The sequence below is a fragment of the Clostridium senegalense JC122 genome, from assembly GCF_000285575.1.
In the GTDB taxonomy this organism is placed as follows: Bacteria; Bacillota; Clostridia; order Clostridiales; family Clostridiaceae; genus Clostridium_J; species Clostridium_J senegalense.
The window spans coordinates 1,594,621-1,609,998 of sequence record NZ_HE611050.1; the positions used below are offsets into that span (position 1 = coordinate 1,594,621).

Annotated in this window: 18 protein-coding genes; 2 read left to right on the forward strand and 16 right to left on the reverse strand. The window is 26.9% G+C overall.

All coding sequences use genetic code 11. The features are described from left to right. Positions 1 to 77: 77 nt before the first annotated feature. Positions 78 to 263, forward strand: a complete 186-nt coding sequence (locus CSGHG_RS07985; protein ID WP_010293953.1) for a hypothetical protein — start codon at positions 78 to 80, stop codon at positions 261 to 263. Positions 264 to 549: 286 nt separating this feature from the next. Further along, positions 550 to 1,020 carry a 2-C-methyl-D-erythritol 2,4-cyclodiphosphate synthase gene (ispF, locus tag CSGHG_RS07990; protein WP_010293955.1) on the forward strand — a complete coding sequence of 157 codons (471 nt, stop codon included), beginning with the start codon at positions 550 to 552 and terminating at the stop codon, positions 1,018 to 1,020. 70 nt (positions 1,021 to 1,090) lie between these two features. Here ispF and CSGHG_RS07995 read toward each other — a convergent pair whose 3' ends face one another. From CSGHG_RS07995 to CSGHG_RS08080, 16 genes are all read right to left on the reverse strand, one after another. Next, entirely contained in the window at positions 1,091 to 1,492 is a 402-nt protein-coding gene (locus tag CSGHG_RS07995) for a hypothetical protein (protein WP_010293956.1), read from the reverse strand. 200 nt (positions 1,493 to 1,692) lie between these two features. Beyond that, entirely contained in the window at positions 1,693 to 1,881 is a 189-nt protein-coding gene (locus tag CSGHG_RS08000) for a ferredoxin (RefSeq protein ID WP_010293959.1), read from the reverse strand. A gap of 139 nt (positions 1,882 to 2,020) precedes the next feature. Continuing rightward, positions 2,021 to 2,521, reverse strand: coding sequence for a YhcN/YlaJ family sporulation lipoprotein (locus tag CSGHG_RS08005; protein WP_010293961.1), 501 nt, complete (start codon positions 2,519 to 2,521; stop codon positions 2,021 to 2,023). Positions 2,522 to 2,694: 173 nt separating this feature from the next. Next, positions 2,695 to 2,829: a hypothetical protein gene (locus tag CSGHG_RS24625; protein ID WP_268869848.1), complete on the reverse strand. Its 135-nt coding sequence runs from the start codon at positions 2,827 to 2,829 to the stop codon at positions 2,695 to 2,697. 238 nt (positions 2,830 to 3,067) lie between these two features. Then, the gene (gene argF, locus CSGHG_RS08015; RefSeq protein WP_010293963.1) at positions 3,068 to 4,066 is read right to left on the reverse strand and encodes an ornithine carbamoyltransferase; all 999 of its coding nucleotides are present in this window, start codon (positions 4,064 to 4,066) and stop codon (positions 3,068 to 3,070) included. 53 nt (positions 4,067 to 4,119) lie between these two features. After that, complete coding sequence (gene arcA, locus CSGHG_RS08020) at positions 4,120 to 5,325, reverse strand: arginine deiminase (RefSeq protein ID WP_010293964.1); 1,206 nt, start codon at positions 5,323 to 5,325, stop codon at positions 4,120 to 4,122. 13 nt (positions 5,326 to 5,338) lie between these two features. Further along, positions 5,339 to 6,286, reverse strand: coding sequence for a carbamate kinase (gene arcC / locus CSGHG_RS08025; protein ID WP_010293965.1), 948 nt, complete (start codon positions 6,284 to 6,286; stop codon positions 5,339 to 5,341). A 758-nt stretch (positions 6,287 to 7,044) separates the two neighbouring features. Then, entirely contained in the window at positions 7,045 to 7,614 is a 570-nt protein-coding gene (gene pyrE / locus CSGHG_RS08030; protein WP_010293969.1) for an orotate phosphoribosyltransferase, read from the reverse strand. Between the two features lie 36 nt (positions 7,615 to 7,650). Next, positions 7,651 to 8,547 carry a dihydroorotate dehydrogenase gene (locus tag CSGHG_RS08035; protein WP_010293972.1) on the reverse strand — a complete coding sequence of 299 codons (897 nt, stop codon included), beginning with the start codon at positions 8,545 to 8,547 and terminating at the stop codon, positions 7,651 to 7,653. Between the two features lie 46 nt (positions 8,548 to 8,593). Beyond that, on the reverse strand, positions 8,594 to 9,343 hold the full coding sequence (locus CSGHG_RS08040) for a dihydroorotate dehydrogenase electron transfer subunit (protein WP_010293973.1): 750 nt from the start codon (positions 9,341 to 9,343) through the stop codon (positions 8,594 to 8,596). A gap of 40 nt (positions 9,344 to 9,383) precedes the next feature. Then, positions 9,384 to 10,262 (reverse strand): orotidine-5'-phosphate decarboxylase, encoded by an 879-nt coding sequence (gene pyrF, locus CSGHG_RS08045; RefSeq protein WP_010293974.1) that lies wholly within the window; start codon positions 10,260 to 10,262, stop codon positions 9,384 to 9,386. Positions 10,263 to 10,292: 30 nt separating this feature from the next. Further along, positions 10,293 to 11,492 carry a dihydroorotase gene (locus CSGHG_RS08050; protein ID WP_010293975.1) on the reverse strand — a complete coding sequence of 400 codons (1,200 nt, stop codon included), beginning with the start codon at positions 11,490 to 11,492 and terminating at the stop codon, positions 10,293 to 10,295. 14 nt (positions 11,493 to 11,506) lie between these two features. After that, positions 11,507 to 11,947: an aspartate carbamoyltransferase regulatory subunit gene (locus CSGHG_RS08055; RefSeq protein WP_010293976.1), complete on the reverse strand. Its 441-nt coding sequence runs from the start codon at positions 11,945 to 11,947 to the stop codon at positions 11,507 to 11,509. Positions 11,948 to 11,970: 23 nt separating this feature from the next. Continuing rightward, complete coding sequence (gene pyrB, locus CSGHG_RS08060; RefSeq protein WP_010293980.1) at positions 11,971 to 12,891, reverse strand: aspartate carbamoyltransferase; 921 nt, start codon at positions 12,889 to 12,891, stop codon at positions 11,971 to 11,973. 784 nt (positions 12,892 to 13,675) lie between these two features. Beyond that, the gene (locus CSGHG_RS20215) at positions 13,676 to 14,182 is read right to left on the reverse strand and encodes an HD domain-containing protein (RefSeq protein ID WP_010293982.1); all 507 of its coding nucleotides are present in this window, start codon (positions 14,180 to 14,182) and stop codon (positions 13,676 to 13,678) included. Between the two features lie 222 nt (positions 14,183 to 14,404). Further along, positions 14,405 to 15,025 carry a DUF1836 domain-containing protein gene (locus CSGHG_RS08080; protein ID WP_010293983.1) on the reverse strand — a complete coding sequence of 207 codons (621 nt, stop codon included), beginning with the start codon at positions 15,023 to 15,025 and terminating at the stop codon, positions 14,405 to 14,407. Positions 15,026 to 15,378 lie beyond the last annotated feature (353 nt).

The following is a 15,378-nucleotide window of genomic DNA, read 5'->3' on the forward strand; positions in this document are numbered from 1 at the left end:
TGTAATTTATGGTATAATTTTCTTATCAAATGTTTTTACTTCTTTCCCATACCACAAGCACATTGGGGGTTGATAAAATGTCTAATAACGTTATTTATGTAGACTTTAAATCTAGAAAAAAATTAAAAATCATAGTAAATTATCTAGTTTTTTTCTATAAAAAAAATCAAATCTTTTTTAACAATAAAAATCCTAAAGAAAATAAAAATAATAAACCTTACAATATGAGATTAAAAATTTATAACTATAAAAATCAGTTATAAACATAGATATACAAAACTTTTAAAATATAAGTTTATATATAATTTTACAATTCTATATATTATTTAATTTCAAATAATAGTTAGTATGATTATTTTATACCCTGTATTTAATAATTATACTGACTGTTTATTTTTATAAATATTTTATACTTATTTTACTTTCTCCTAATATTTCGTATAATAAATAATATTAAGGATAAATCTATTTTATAATTATAATTTAATATTTTAAAAAATATTAAATTATTCATTTATAGATAATTCTATATTTGTTTGGAGGTTTTTTATGAGAATCGGACTAGGTTATGATGTACATAGACTTACAGATAACAGAAAACTTATATTAGGTGGAGTTACTATTCCTTATGAGAAAGGTCTTTTAGGTCATTCTGATGCAGACGTACTTATTCATGCCATTATGGATAGTCTTTTAGGAGCTGCAGCTCTAGGAGATATAGGTAAGCACTTTCCTGACACAGATGAAAAATACAAAGGAATTTCTAGTATGGAACTTTTAAAACATGTCGGTGATTTATTAAAAAAACATAACTATACTATAGGTAACATAGATGCCACTATAATAGCCCAGAAACCTAAAATGGCTCCTTATATCGCTACAATGGTATCTAACATAAGTGATTCACTTAATATAGATTGTAATAGAATTAATGTGAAAGCTACAACTGAGGAAGGTTTAGGATTTACTGGAACTGGAGAAGGTATATCTTCTCAAAGTATATGTTTACTTATAGATTAATTATTATGTAAATAAAATTTTTATTTAAAGTTTAAAAGGATGCTTTTGCATCCTTTTCTTTATGAATCAATTATTCAACTGTTTTCTTTTCACTTTCACCTAATAATATTGCAGAAAGTCTTATGAGTGTCTTGATGTCTTCTTCTGTTAGTTTTTCTATACCATTAATACTTTCAAGATTTTCTTTTACCACATTTAATGCAGTTTCCTCTTTTACTGGATTAGACATGTTATTAAAGTTTTCTTCAACATATCTAACTCCATCCATTATTATTCTCAATATCTTTTTCGTATTTTCATCTGCTACTCCTAATTCATCTAACATATCAATAATTGTATATCCGAAATTTAGGAATTTATCATCTGGTATTATATTTTTCTTCTTCAACAGTCCTACAAGTATTCCAATTGCCAACACAACTAAAATTATAAGCAATGCTTGAACTAGACCATTTTGCATAAAAGCCTCCATAAATTCCCCTCCAAATTATATTTTATTATTATATATATATTCTAGAGACCTTTATATTGCTACAAATCTACCCAAATTTATATTTAATCATAAAAAAACATCAAAATAATTTTAACTATTATTTTGGTATTTCAAATAAAAACTAGCTTATATAAAACATTTTGCAATTTAAATTATCCCCCTATATTATCTAAAATAAACTAACATGTTTTTATTGCTTCAACAGGACAGTTTTTTTCTGCTTTTTTTGCATCGAATTCATTTATAACTGGAACTTTTTCTACTTTAACATAAGCCTTATCACCAACACCTATTTCAAAAACTTCTGGGCATAGTTTTGCACAACTACCACAACTGATACATGTTGCTTTATCAACTTTTGCTATCATATAATTACCTCACTTTTTATTTATAGTTTAATTATAAAATTCCCAACAATATATGTTTTTATTCTTGCTTAATTTTTAAAATTATTTCTTTTTAAAAAGAAAAACTCTACATATTTTAGTAGAGTTTTTTATCTTATAATTACATTATGTCTTTTTTAAATCCTTCAAAGTCACCTTTTACATCTTCCCATGTTTTTCCACTACCTAAGTCTTCATACATTTTTTTAATTTTTACAGTCATTGCAGTATCATCACTAATTTTAACTGTAGTTACTTTATTATCTGTTTGTTTTATAGCATCTTCTATTGCTTTATTAACTTCTGTTTTAGAAGTTATGTCATCATTATATGCTACACCTACTACAGCTGTATTGTCATGAACAACAGCACTGGCTTCTTTTACACCAGCTATTGTTGCTATTTTTTCTCTTATAACTTTAGATCTTTCAAGCTCAGCTGATTTTTCATTACCTGTAGCATTGTTTGCATTTCCTTTATTGTTTGTCATACCATTATTGTTTGTCATACCATTTTTATTTGTTGTATTGTCAGTTGTGTTTTTAGTACATCCAACTAATGGCATTGCAAGAAGTGATGCTGAAAGAACTAATGCCATAAGTCTTTTAGAATTTTTATTCATTTAAATACCTCCTAAAATTATTATCTATTTCTCTATACTATTGTGCTCAACTTCAATAGTTTTTATTATAATTTTAGGAAATTAATTTTATACTGATATTACTTCTAAAAAAATATCTCTTTTTAATATATATTTTCCATCTTTAAATTCTAGCTCAAATTCACTTACAGTGCTTACTTTCTCAGCTTTTTCAACATGAAATACATATCCATATTTATTTTTATTTTTAAAAAAATTTTATTATTTCTAACAACTTTTAATTGATTTCCTAAGTTATCATATATCATTGTTGGAATCTCATTAATCATAGCATCTCTCTCCCTTTAGTAAACTTTATTGTTGTCCTTATTGTCTTAATTCCCTGTGTCAATGATATATAATATTAAGAAACCCTTATATTTATGATTAATATTTTATGAATAATCTACATTCTTAAACTTTTAAATCAAATTTTACTTTTTAACCTAATTTATTAAATTATTATTTTTACATAAAAAATAATAAGGTATCTTAAAACTATTTTTAAGATACCTTTAAAATTAAAAATTATTTTCCTAAAGTAGCTACCATAACAGCTTTTATGGTATGCATTCTATTTTCAGCTTCATCAAATACTATTGATGCTTCACTTTCAAAAACTTCATCACTCACTTCCATTGCATCTATACCAAATTTATCAAAAACATCTTTTCCTACTTTCGTTTTTAAATCATGAAATGCTGGAAGGCAATGCATAAATTTAACATCTTTATTATTAGTTAACTCCATCATTTTTGAATTAACTTGATATGGTAGAAGAAGTTTTATTCTTTCCGCCCAAACTTCATCTGCTTCACCCATAGAAACCCATACATCTGTGTAAATTACATCTGCGCCATTAACGCCCTCTCCTACACTATCTGTTATTGTTATTTTTCCACCAGTACATTTTGAAATTTCTAAACATTTTTTTACCAGCTCTTCCTCTGGAAATAATGATTTTGGTGCAACTATTCTAAAATCCATTCCCATTTTAGCTGCTCCAATCATAAGAGCATTTGCCATATTATTTCTTCCATCTCCAGCATAAACAAATTTTATTTCATTAAGTGGTTTTGTAAAATGTTCTCTTATAGTTAAAAAATCTGCTAATACTTGTGTTGGGTGATCTTCATTAGTAAGACCATTCCATACAGGCACCCCTGAATACTTAGCTAAATCATTTACTACTTCTTGTCCAAATCCTCTGTACTCAATTCCATCAAACATTCTGCCTAAAACTCTAGCAGTGTCTGCAATAGACTCTTTTTTTCCCATTTGACTTCCTGTAGGTCCTAAATAAGTTACATGTGCCCCTTGATCATGAGCCGCTACTTCAAAAGCACATCTTGTTCTAGTTGAATCTTTTTCAAATAATAATACTATATTTTTTCCCTTTAAAGTTGGTTGTTCTACCCCTGCATATTTTGCTCTTTTTAATTCTTGTGCTAAGTCTAAAAAAAAGTTTATTTCTTTTGGTGAAAAATCCATTAGTGTTAAAAAGTTTCTGTTTCTTAAATTATACATTTTTAATACCCCCAAAACTATTTAAAATATATTATAATAATTTTCAATTTAAGCTAAATATCTTCTCTTACAAATGGCATAGACATACATCTTGGACCACCACGCCCTCTTGAAAGTTCACTAGATTTAATAGCATATACTTCAATATTATGTTTGTCTAAAAGTTCATTTGTAACATAATTTCTATCATAAGTTATTACTTTTCCTGGTGATATAGCTAAGGTATTAGAACCATCATTCCATTGTTCTCTTCCCGCTGCTATTTTATCTCCACCACCACATCTTATAAGCGTAACTTCCGTTTTTAAAGCTCTACTTAATATACTTTCAAGACTTTCTTCACACTCTTTTGCAAGCACATTTTGGTTTGTTTTATCATAACTTATTTCTATTACTCTTAATGTATCTTCTATTTCTGGATGTATTGTGAATTTATCATAATCCACCATAGTAAATACTGTGTCCAGATGCATAAATGCTCTTATTTTTGGTATATTAAATAATAATATTTTTTTAAAGCTTTCTCCTGATTTAAAAATATTGCTTGCAAGCTTTAATATAGCTTCTTTATCTGTTCTTTCACTACATCCAATAGCTAATACTTCCTTTGATAATACTAGCTGATCTCCGCCTTCTATACATGAAGGGTTGTCCATATCATAATATATATTCACATTTGTATCTTTAAACCATGGATGATACTTAAATATATATTTTCCAAAAAGAGTTTCTCTTTTTCTTGCAACTTTTCTCATAGAGTTTAAAGATATTCCACTTCCTATACACGCAAATGGATCTCTCGTAAAATATAAATTAGGCATTGGTTCCAATAAAAAAGGATATTCACTTTTACTTTCTTTTAAAAGTATATCTTCTTTTCTAACTCCAGCCATAATAACATCAATCATTTCTTTAGGTAACATATTTAAAAGATATTTTTTTAGTTCTCCCTTTATTTTATTATCAATTAAATTACTTTTTAATAATATATCTTCTACAAACTGCTCCTTTATATTTGAATCTTTTATTGAATCTGTTACTAAGTTTTCTAAATATAAAACTTCTATACCATTCATTTTAAACACTTCTGCAAATTTATCATGTTCTTCACGTGCAATTTTTAAGTATGGTATATCATCAAATAATAACTTTTCTAAATATCTTGGTGTTAAGTTTTCTATTTCTCTACCTGGTTTATGCAAAAGAACGGTCTTTAATTTACCTATTTCAGAATAAACTTTCACCCCTCTTTGTTCCATCCAGTATCGCCCCCTACTTTTTAATTATTTTAGTTCCACATTCCCCTTTTAACGCTTCCTTTGCTTTAGATAATGATGATATTATTGCCATTTTATTATCACCAAATTGAACAAATTTTTTGCATGCTTCTATTTTCGGAAGCATACTTCCCGGAGCAAATTGTCCCTCTTCTATATATTTGTCAATTTCTTTTATAGTAACAGACTTCAATTTTTTCTCTGTTGCTTTGTTATAATCTATACATACACTTTCTACAGCTGTTAATATTAACAAACAATCTGCATCTAATATCTCTGCTAATTTTTCTGCTGCAAAATCCTTATCAATAACTGCTGCAACACCTTTTATTGTATTGCCTTTTTTTATTACTGGTATTCCACCACCACCACAAGAAATAACTACTTTTTCATTTCTAACTAAATCCTTTATAGTTTCTTTTTCAATTATATCTACAGGCCTTGGTGAAGCTACAACTCTTCTATATCCTCTTCCAGCATCTTCTCGCATAATATATCCTTGATTTTTTTCTAAATTTTCTGACTCTTCTTTAGAATAAAATGAACCTATAGGTTTTGTAGGATTTTTAAAGCCACTATCATTTTCATCTACTAAAACCTGAGTTACTACTGTAGCTACCGACTTATTAATTTCCCTATATTTTAATTCTTCACTTATTGCATTTTGAAGATGATAACCTATATATCCTTGTGTAAATGCTCCGCACACATCAAATGGAAATAAAATATTTTTATTATTATATTTTATAGCATCTTCAATTGTAGCTACTATTTGGCCTACTTGTGGCCCATTCCCATGTACTATAGAAATTGAATGTCCATCTTCTATTAAATCAACAATAGATTTAGCTGTCTCTTTACATGTTTTTAATTGTGATTCTGCACTTTTATCCTTTGGATTTGATTGTAGTGCATTACCCCCTAAAGCTAATACTATTTTCACAATATCCCCCCATTTAAAAACATATTTATTTTTATAATATTTTTTAATTCTTTCCCCAGCACCCTTTTTATTTAAAATAATTATTTATAATATCAATATCAATTAATTTTGTTGAATTTTTAATTGTCATGTGCTCTATATCTAATAGACTTGTTTCATTAGTATTAAAATTATGTTTAACATGATGTTTTATGCAGTAATTTCATAAGATGTTTTTAATATAAAGTACTATCATAGTAAATAATTTTCTATTTTATGTCAAATTTACTATGATAAAGTATATTCATTTGCTATACATTTTTTTAATAAATATAAATTTATAACTTATTAACGATTAATTATATTTATATTAATTTATTTTTATAAAATTAAATATTATTTATTACTTTTTTCTTATTTTTTTGTGAAAATATTGTTTTTATCTTAAATTAATAATATTTATATTACAATATAATAATATTATTTAAAAAATAAATTAATAAACTAATCTATTTTCTTCCTTTTAATATTATACCTTAACAAGATATTTTTAAATTATAGAATACATATTATATATTTTTTTAATTACTAGTAATGGAATATACAATATATTTGAATTTTTATGTAAATGTATATTTTTTGTAAATTTTTATTTGCATTTTATTTATTACATTTTTAGACCTTTAAAATTAAAAGGTTATAAGATATGATTTATAAATATATATCTTATAACCTTTATTTAAACTTTAATTTTGAATAAATTTTTCTTACTTTTAAAGCTATTTAATGTTTCTACTACCTGGTTTTACATATGGAATACCTTCTTTACATAGTGGACATTCTTCTTTTTCAAAGTTTTCTACATTTAGTTTTATAGCACTATATAATGGTAATTTAAGTTCCGATACATCGCCTCTTCTATCAACAATTGAGCAGACCCCAACAACTTCCGCACCTAAATTTTCTAATAATCTACACACTTCCATAGTTGATTTTCCTGTAGTTACAACATCCTCTGATATCATTACCTTAGTTCCTTTTTCTATTTCAAATCTAGATAAAGTCATAACTCCATCTCTTCTTTCTGTGAATATCCCTGGTTTTTTTAACTGTCTTGCTACTTCATAGGCAACTATAACACCACCCATAGCTGGTCCTACAACAATATCAAAATCTATATCCTTTATTTTATCTACAACAACTTTTAAAATTTTTTCTGCTTTATCTGGATATTGAAGTAGTCTAGCACATTGACAGTATTTGTTACTATGTCTACCTGATGATAATAAAAAATGTCCTTCTAATAATGCATTAGTTTCTTTTAATATATCTATAATCATTTTTTCCATTATAATTCCTCCAAGTCAAATTTATTTTATTATGCCTTATATTATTCCTCTTATATCATTTATATTTTTTATGTTTCTCTCTTTTAAAAAATTTTCCATCCCATTTATAATATCTAGCATAATATCTGGTTTTATAAAGTTAGCAGTTCCTACTTGTATTGCCGAAGCTCCTGCCATTATAAATTCAATAGCATCTTGCCATGTTTTTATCCCACCTAATCCTATTATAGGAATATCTACTACTTTACTTACTTCATTCACCATTCTAAGGGCTATAGGTTTTATCGCTGGACCTGAAAGTCCTGCATATATATTTTCAAAGACAGGTCTTTGATTATATATATCAATTGCCATGCCTTTAAAAGTATTGACTAATGATAGTGCATCTGCTCCTGCTTTACAACAGCTTATTGCCATCTCCTGAATGTTTTCAGCATTAGGTGATAATTTTACTATAAGTGGTTTACTGCAATATTTTTTTACTTCTTTAACTACATCATATGCTATAGATGATTTAATCCCTAATGCCATTCCACCAGTTTTTACATTAGGACAGGATATATTAAGTTCTATCATATCTACACTACTACAGTTTAATTTTTTAACACCTTTAATGTATTCTTCTATAGAACCCCCACCTAAATTTGCAATTATTACTGTATTTAACTCTTCCATATTTTTCAGTTCTTTTTCTATAAATTTATCTACGCCTGGATTTTGAAGTCCAACGCTATTTAACATTCCAGATGGAGTTTCTTGCATCCTTACTCCATCATTACCATCCTTAGGGTTTATAGTCAATCCTTTAGAGCTTATTCCACCAAGTTTAGAAACTGGAAAGAACTCATTATATTCTTGTCCAAAACCAAATGTACCTGATGCAGCTATTACTGGATTTTTCAGTTCAACTCCACATATATTCACGTTCATCATTAATCATCACCTCATGTACTAATCTTCAAAGCCCTATATATTTTTATTAAATTTCTATATCATCACCACAAAATACTGGTCCATCTTTACAAGTTCTTTTATTTCCTTGTTTAGTTTTACAAGTACACACTAAACAAGCTCCTATTCCACAGGCCATCTTTTTTTCTTCTGATATATAGACCTTTGTGTTTGTTTCTTTGCACATTTTTACTACCTTATTCATCATAACTTCTGGCCCACAACATAATACTAAGTCATATTTATTTGTGTTTAATATATCTGTTATATAACCCTTATGACCACAACTTCCATCTTCTGTTGATACATATATTTTTTTAATAATATTTTTCATATCTTCAATTGCATATGTTAAGTCTTTAAACCCTGCATATAAATCTATATTTTCTTCTTTTAATAAACTTAAAAGATATTTCATTGGAGCTATACCTATTCCCCCTGCTACTATTGCAATCTTTTTTCCTTTAACTTCTTCTACATTAAATCCGTTTCCTAGTGGTCCCATTGTTTTAATTTCATCACCTTGATTTAACTTGCTTATTAATTCTGTACCTTTGCCAACAACTGCATATAAAAACTCAATATAGTCTCCATTTTTTCCAACGTTATGAACACTTATAGGTCTTGATAAAACTGGCTCGTCTTCCCAGCATCTTATCATATAAAACTGACCTGGGTTCGCTTTGAATTTTCCTGATACTTTTATCTTATAGATTCCCGTTGAAACCTCTTTATTTTCTAACACTCTATTCATTGTAAATTCTTTATTTAAATTCATAAAACCATCCTCATATATAAGATTTGAAAAAACTTACCCCTTACCCTCTTGTATTGTTTTTTATAGCTAACTTTATTTCATCTCTCATTCTTATGACTTCTTCCCTTGCATATTTATCAAAATATTTTTCACCGTCTTCATGTTTTTTATATGCAAGAAGTATACCTCTTGATGAGTTAACTACTCCACCATTTCCATCTTTTAAATACATAGCTACATCTTCTGCCGTTCCACCTTGTGCTCCATATCCAGGTATTAAGAAAAATGTACTATTTAATTTTTTTCTTAACATAATTCCTTCTTCTGTATGAGTACATCCTATAACTCCACCTATAGAACTATATCCACACTGTCCTAAGAACTTTTCTCCTATTTTGTTAAGCTTATGTCCAACTTTTGAATATACCTTTTCATTATCTAATGTATCTATATACTGTATATCTTTTGCCCCTTTATTAGATGTTCTTATTAATACAAAAATTCCTTTTTCACCTTTTTTAATATATGGTATATATGGCTCTATAGTATCTAAGCCCATATATGGATTTAATGTTATAAAGTCAACCTCAAAATCTCCCTCAAAGTGTGCTTTTGCATACATTTCAGCTGTTTTTGCTATATCCCCTCTTTTTATATCTCCTATAGCAATTCCGCCTTTTTTCTTTATATATTCTATAGTCTTTTTATACGCTATAAGTCCTTCTAATCCTAATGCTTCGTAATATGCTATTTGAGGTTTATAACAAGCTACAACATCTAAAGTAGCATCTATAATACTTTTATTAAATTGAAATATACCTTCTGATATTGATGAAAATTTATTTAAAAAATCATTAGGTATGTATTTTAGGTCTGTATCCAGACCTAAACATACATGTCCTTTTTCTTTAACTGTATTAAATAATTTATCTATTATCATTAAACGCCCTCTCATTCTAGATTTAAGTATCTAAATTTCATATTTATTATTTGAATAAACTATTTCACCATTTTTTATGGTTTTTATTATATCTCCATATACCTTTACACCATTTAATGGTGTATTTTTTCCCTTTGAATAAAATTTTTTTGAATCTATATCATATTTAGCTTCTAAATCTATTAAAACCAAGTCACCTTCATATCCAATTTCAATTTTTCCTTTTTTAACATCTAATATTTCACTAGGTTTTTTACTCATAATTTCACTTAATTTTTCTAAAGATATTCCGTTTTCTTTTACTAGTTTTGTATAACACAAACTAAATGCTGTTTCTATTCCAGATATACCTGGTGCTCCACCTTCCTTATCCTCTTTACTATGTGGTGCATGATCTGTCGCTATAGCATCTACATACCCATCTTCTATAGCTTTAATTAAAAATTCTACATCTTCTTTTTTTCTTATTGGTGGATTTACTTTATAGTCACATTCATTTCCTAAAAACAAATGATGTGGTGCAACTTCACAAGTAACTTTTATCCCTTCATCTTTATATCTTATAATGTATTTCATAGCTTCCTTAGTACTTACATGTGCTATATGAACAGTAGCGCCTGTTATCTTTGCGAATTCTAAATTACGTAAAGTCATTATATTTTCCGCTATTCTCATATCATATTTTGATAGATTTTCTTCTTCGCAGTGACACATAAGTATTAAATTTTTTTCTTTAGCTTTAACCATAGCATCTAACATAATTTTGCTATTCATTACATCTTTTCCGTCTTCTGATATAATTTTTATGGAATTATCTATCCTATCCAAATGACTTATATCTTTACCATCAAAACTATTAGTAATAGAAACTGTTTGATGTACATCTATTAAACCTATTTGATTCGCCTTACCTCTAACATAATTTACCGTCTCCATAGAACTGCATACAGGATTTGTATTTGCCATTAGATTTACCATTGTATATCCACCTCTAACTGCAGCCTTTGAACCTGATTCTATATCTTCTTTATAGGTAAATCCTGGCTCTCTAAAATGTACATGTAAATCTACAAAAGATGGCATAAGGACATAACCTTTTGCATCTATAGTTTTACAAGATTTTCTTAAGTTTCTACCAATTTTATTTATAATGCCATCCTTTATATAAACATCACTTAAATAACTTCCGTAACAGTCTACAACTTTTGCATTTTTAATTAATAATTCCACAAATTTAACCCTCCTTAGTTATAACGTATTTCCTTTACTTTTATAATCTCATCACAGTATTTACATCTATATTCTTTTTTCTCTTCATTGAATAAATAATGTGTATGAGTTATATACGGTTCTATTGACGTTATACAACGAGGATTTTTACACTTAATGATTCCTTCAACTTTTTTAGGAAGGGTTAAGTCTATTTTTTCTACTATTTTTTCATCTTTTATTATATCTACAGTTATACCTCTATCTATTAATCCTAAAACTGTATAATCTAGTTTCATAACATTTTCTATCTTTATAATATCTTTTCGCCCCAACTTTTCACTATGTGCATTCATAATTAAAGCAACTTGATATTGTGCTCTATCTAATCCTAAATAATTAAATATTTTCATTCCTCTTCCAGATTCTATATGGTCTATAACAATTCCATTTTTTATACTATTTATTGTTAACATAGAAAATCCCCCTCATCTTTTAATTACGCTAATCCTAAAAGTTTGCATATTAAAGCCATTCTTACAAACATACCGTATTTGGCCTGTTTAAAATAAACTGCCCTTGGATCATCATCAACTTCATATGCTATCTCATTCACTCTTGGTAATGGATGAAGCACTATCATATCTTCTTTAGCTAAATTCATTTTTTCATTACATAGTATATAAGAATCTTTTAACCTTACATAATCTTCTTCGTTAAAAAATCTTTCTTTTTGTACTCTTGTCATATAAAGAATATCTAACTCATCTATTACTTCTTCCATTTTTTCTACTTGTTTAAATTCTATATTTTTTTCTTTTAAAATTCTTATTATATATTCTGGTACTTTTAACTCTTGTGGGGATATTAATATAAATTTGTTTCCTTCATATCTTGATAATGCCTTTATTAATGAGTGAACTGTTCTTCCAAATCTTAAATCTCCACAACATCCTATAGTTAAGTTCTTTAGTCTTCCCTTAACTCTTCTTATAGTTAATAAATCTGTAAGTGTTTGTGTTGGATGTTGATGTCCGCCATCTCCAGCATTAACAACTGGTATATGTGAACTTTCTGATGCTACTAGTGCTGCTCCTTCTTTTGGGTGTCTCATAACAGCAATATCGGCATAACAAGAAACAGTTCTTATAGTATCTGAAATGCTTTCGCCCTTTGCAACTGAGCTTGAGTTTGCTTCTGAAAAACCTATAACATTACCACCTAATCTAAGCATAGCTGCTTCAAAACTAAACCTTGTCCTTGTACTTGGTTCAAAGAATAATGTTGCAAGTATTTTTCCATCACACATTTTGGCATATTGAGTGGGATTTTTTATTATTTCATCTGCCAATAAAAATATTTGTTCTAATTCTTCTAATGTGAAATCCATTGGTTCTATTAAATTTCTTCCTTTTAACATATAAAACATCTCCTTTTTACCTCACTGGGTTAATTTAAAGGGTATTTTTTGCAATAAAAAATGCTTTCCCAAAGGAAAGCATTTTAATTACAACTATATAACTATAGCTAATTTTAGCTACACTTATATAGCTATATTATTTTCTTCCCTTTCTGATCTCTCTGGATCAAATTTAAAAGGACATAAAGTTATTATCTTTAAAATAACTATATATAACCTTTAACTAATTGTCAATATATTTTATTTAAATTTAATAATAAATATTCACCTTTTTCTAAAATTTGTATATTTTAATATATAGATATATAGATTGAATTGTGCTATAATTAAAATACTTAAAGGAAACACTGCCAAAAATTTTATAAAGTTTTTTCTTTATATTTTGGCACACTAAAAATATAACCAATAATATAACCAATATTAAAATACAAGGAGGAAAATTTCATGAAAATTTCTTTTGATGATAAAACAAAAGCTGCTTTATTAAAAAAACTTGAAAAAAATGATAATAAATCATTTAGATTAATGATAAAAGGTTTTGGCTGAGGTGGCCCTACATTAGGTGCTGTTCTGGATGAACAGACTGAAAATGATATAGCGCAAGTTGTTGATGGAATTAACTTTATTGTTGATAATGATGAAGCTGAAATTTTTAAAGATTGTGTTGTATCTTATTCAAGAACTCTTTTTGGCGAAACTTTTAAAGTTATAGCTAAAAATATACCTCAAAGTAGTTGTTAATTTTAAAAGCTTTTGCTAAACAGCAAAAGCTTTTATTTTAAATTTAAACATATAATTTACATCTCATTTTTTCATTAAATTCAGTCCAATTACCTATTTGTGTATCAGCTTTTATTGTTTTTATTTTATTCATTATACAATCTAAATAGTCTGCATGATGAACTATGTAGGCTTCTTGACTATTTGGCGATTTAGGAGAACCATATTTAACTTCTCCGTGATGTTGAACAATGCACCCTCTTATTCTACATTTTAAATCTTCATCATAAAATTCTGTTTTTGAATTTAAGGCTTCTTCTATCATATTCATACCTATTACTATATGACCTTCCATTTCACCGCGAAGAGTTGTACTAAAGTCTTGGTTATACTCATAAATTTTACCTATGTCATGCAACTTTGCCGATAATATAGCAATCTCTTTATGACTGCAATCATACCTATAACATAAATTTCTTGTAATTTCCATAACATCTAAGGTATGTTTTGCAAGGCCACCTGAGTAAACATGGTGCTCTTTCCCACCAATAGATTTTTGAAAATTTATCAAAAAATTTTTGTTATGGAAAAAATATTTATCTAGTTCAATAATTTGTGGATTTTTAAATTCTAGCTCTGATATTTTTTTAAACTATTCATTATATCATCAATAGATTCATTTATATTATTTTTAATAATCAATTTTTCATTATTCATAATTACAACTCCTATAAAACTTTTTTACCTTCTTTTAGTTTGTTTTATAAAAGCTGTTTTTATCCATAACTATAGATTATTCTGTATATTCATTTACAATTTTTCTAATTAACTTTTTAATAGTACTTGCTTCTGCTACCAATGTCATTACTATTAAAAATATTATAATTCTTTCATATTCATCTTCTTTAAATTCCTTATCTTTAAAATATGAAATCAACTGTCCTTTATCTCCAAATCTATCATTTATTAATAGATTGCTAAAACTATTTTTTTGCATATCAGAAAAAACCTTATATGTCTCTTCCCATGATAATATGTCATCTTCTCTATCGTTAATCTCATTAAATGCAAGTCTAAATACACTTCTTATCTCTTCTGTTGTAAGTATTGGTCTCATATAACTCAAAAGTACAAGTTGTATTAAATGCAGTTTAGTATATCCCCTCTTTTTTCCATCTTCAGGCTTTGAAATAACTTCACTTTTTATATAATTTTGTAGTATATTATTAGTAAAATTATCATCATCAAATTGATCATTAAGATAATCTTTAACTTGTGATAAAAACAAATCATATTGTGGTAAATCCTCATATGATATAATGCTTTTTTCTGAAACTTCTTCAGATAGTTTTGAGATTTTATCTAAAACATCTTTTACAATTGATTCGCCAATTCTTTTGTTATCATATTCCATTTTATCACCTCTATTTTGTTTACTTTCCACTTTGTAATCATATTATATGTTATAACTAAACTTATTACAAATTATTTTCAACCACTAAATATGGAACTTCCATAATTTTAAATTTAATACTGTATTTTGTATTAAATTATTTTTTAGTTTTTGAATGAATTAAGGTTATAACTTGTATACTTATGACTTTAGTATTAATATTTTAATTTACTACATTTTTTTACAAATTGAATCCTAGGAAATAATTTATTTCATTATTTATTTACTGTTTAATTGATTTATAGTTATTTACATACTTATCCACTATTCTTAACAAGTTATCAACAAAATATGTTGATAACTTTTCTAATATC

Excerpts from the sequence above, each read along its gene's own strand:
- CSGHG_RS24625 (WP_268869848.1), bottom strand. The coding sequence starts at position 2,829 with ATGATTAATGAGATTCCAACAATGATATATGATAACTTAGGAAATCAA.
- CSGHG_RS08035 (WP_010293972.1), bottom strand. The coding sequence starts at position 8,547 with ATGATGAACGTGAATATATGTGGAGTTGAACTGAAAAATCCAGTAATA.
- pyrE (WP_010293969.1), bottom strand. The coding sequence starts at position 7,614 with ATGGAAAAAATGATTATAGATATATTAAAAGAAACTAATGCATTATTA.
- ispF (WP_010293955.1), top strand. The coding sequence starts at position 550 with ATGAGAATCGGACTAGGTTATGATGTACATAGACTTACAGATAACAGA.
- argF (WP_010293963.1), bottom strand. The coding sequence starts at position 4,066 with ATGTATAATTTAAGAAACAGAAACTTTTTAACACTAATGGATTTTTCA.
- CSGHG_RS08080 (WP_010293983.1), bottom strand. The coding sequence starts at position 15,025 with ATGGAATATGATAACAAAAGAATTGGCGAATCAATTGTAAAAGATGTT.
- CSGHG_RS08005 (WP_010293961.1), bottom strand. The coding sequence starts at position 2,521 with ATGAATAAAAATTCTAAAAGACTTATGGCATTAGTTCTTTCAGCATCA.
- arcA (WP_010293964.1), bottom strand. The coding sequence starts at position 5,325 with ATGGAACAAAGAGGGGTGAAAGTTTATTCTGAAATAGGTAAATTAAAG.
- pyrB (WP_010293980.1), bottom strand. The coding sequence starts at position 12,891 with ATGTTAAAAGGAAGAAATTTAATAGAACCAATGGATTTCACATTAGAA.
- CSGHG_RS07995 (WP_010293956.1), bottom strand. The coding sequence starts at position 1,492 with ATGGAGGCTTTTATGCAAAATGGTCTAGTTCAAGCATTGCTTATAATT.
- CSGHG_RS07985 (WP_010293953.1), top strand. The coding sequence starts at position 78 with ATGTCTAATAACGTTATTTATGTAGACTTTAAATCTAGAAAAAAATTA.
- CSGHG_RS08055 (WP_010293976.1), bottom strand. The coding sequence starts at position 11,947 with ATGTTAACAATAAATAGTATAAAAAATGGAATTGTTATAGACCATATA.
- CSGHG_RS08040 (WP_010293973.1), bottom strand. The coding sequence starts at position 9,343 with ATGAATTTAAATAAAGAATTTACAATGAATAGAGTGTTAGAAAATAAA.
- pyrF (WP_010293974.1), bottom strand. The coding sequence starts at position 10,262 with ATGATAATAGATAAATTATTTAATACAGTTAAAGAAAAAGGACATGTA.
- CSGHG_RS08000 (WP_010293959.1), bottom strand. The coding sequence starts at position 1,881 with ATGATAGCAAAAGTTGATAAAGCAACATGTATCAGTTGTGGTAGTTGT.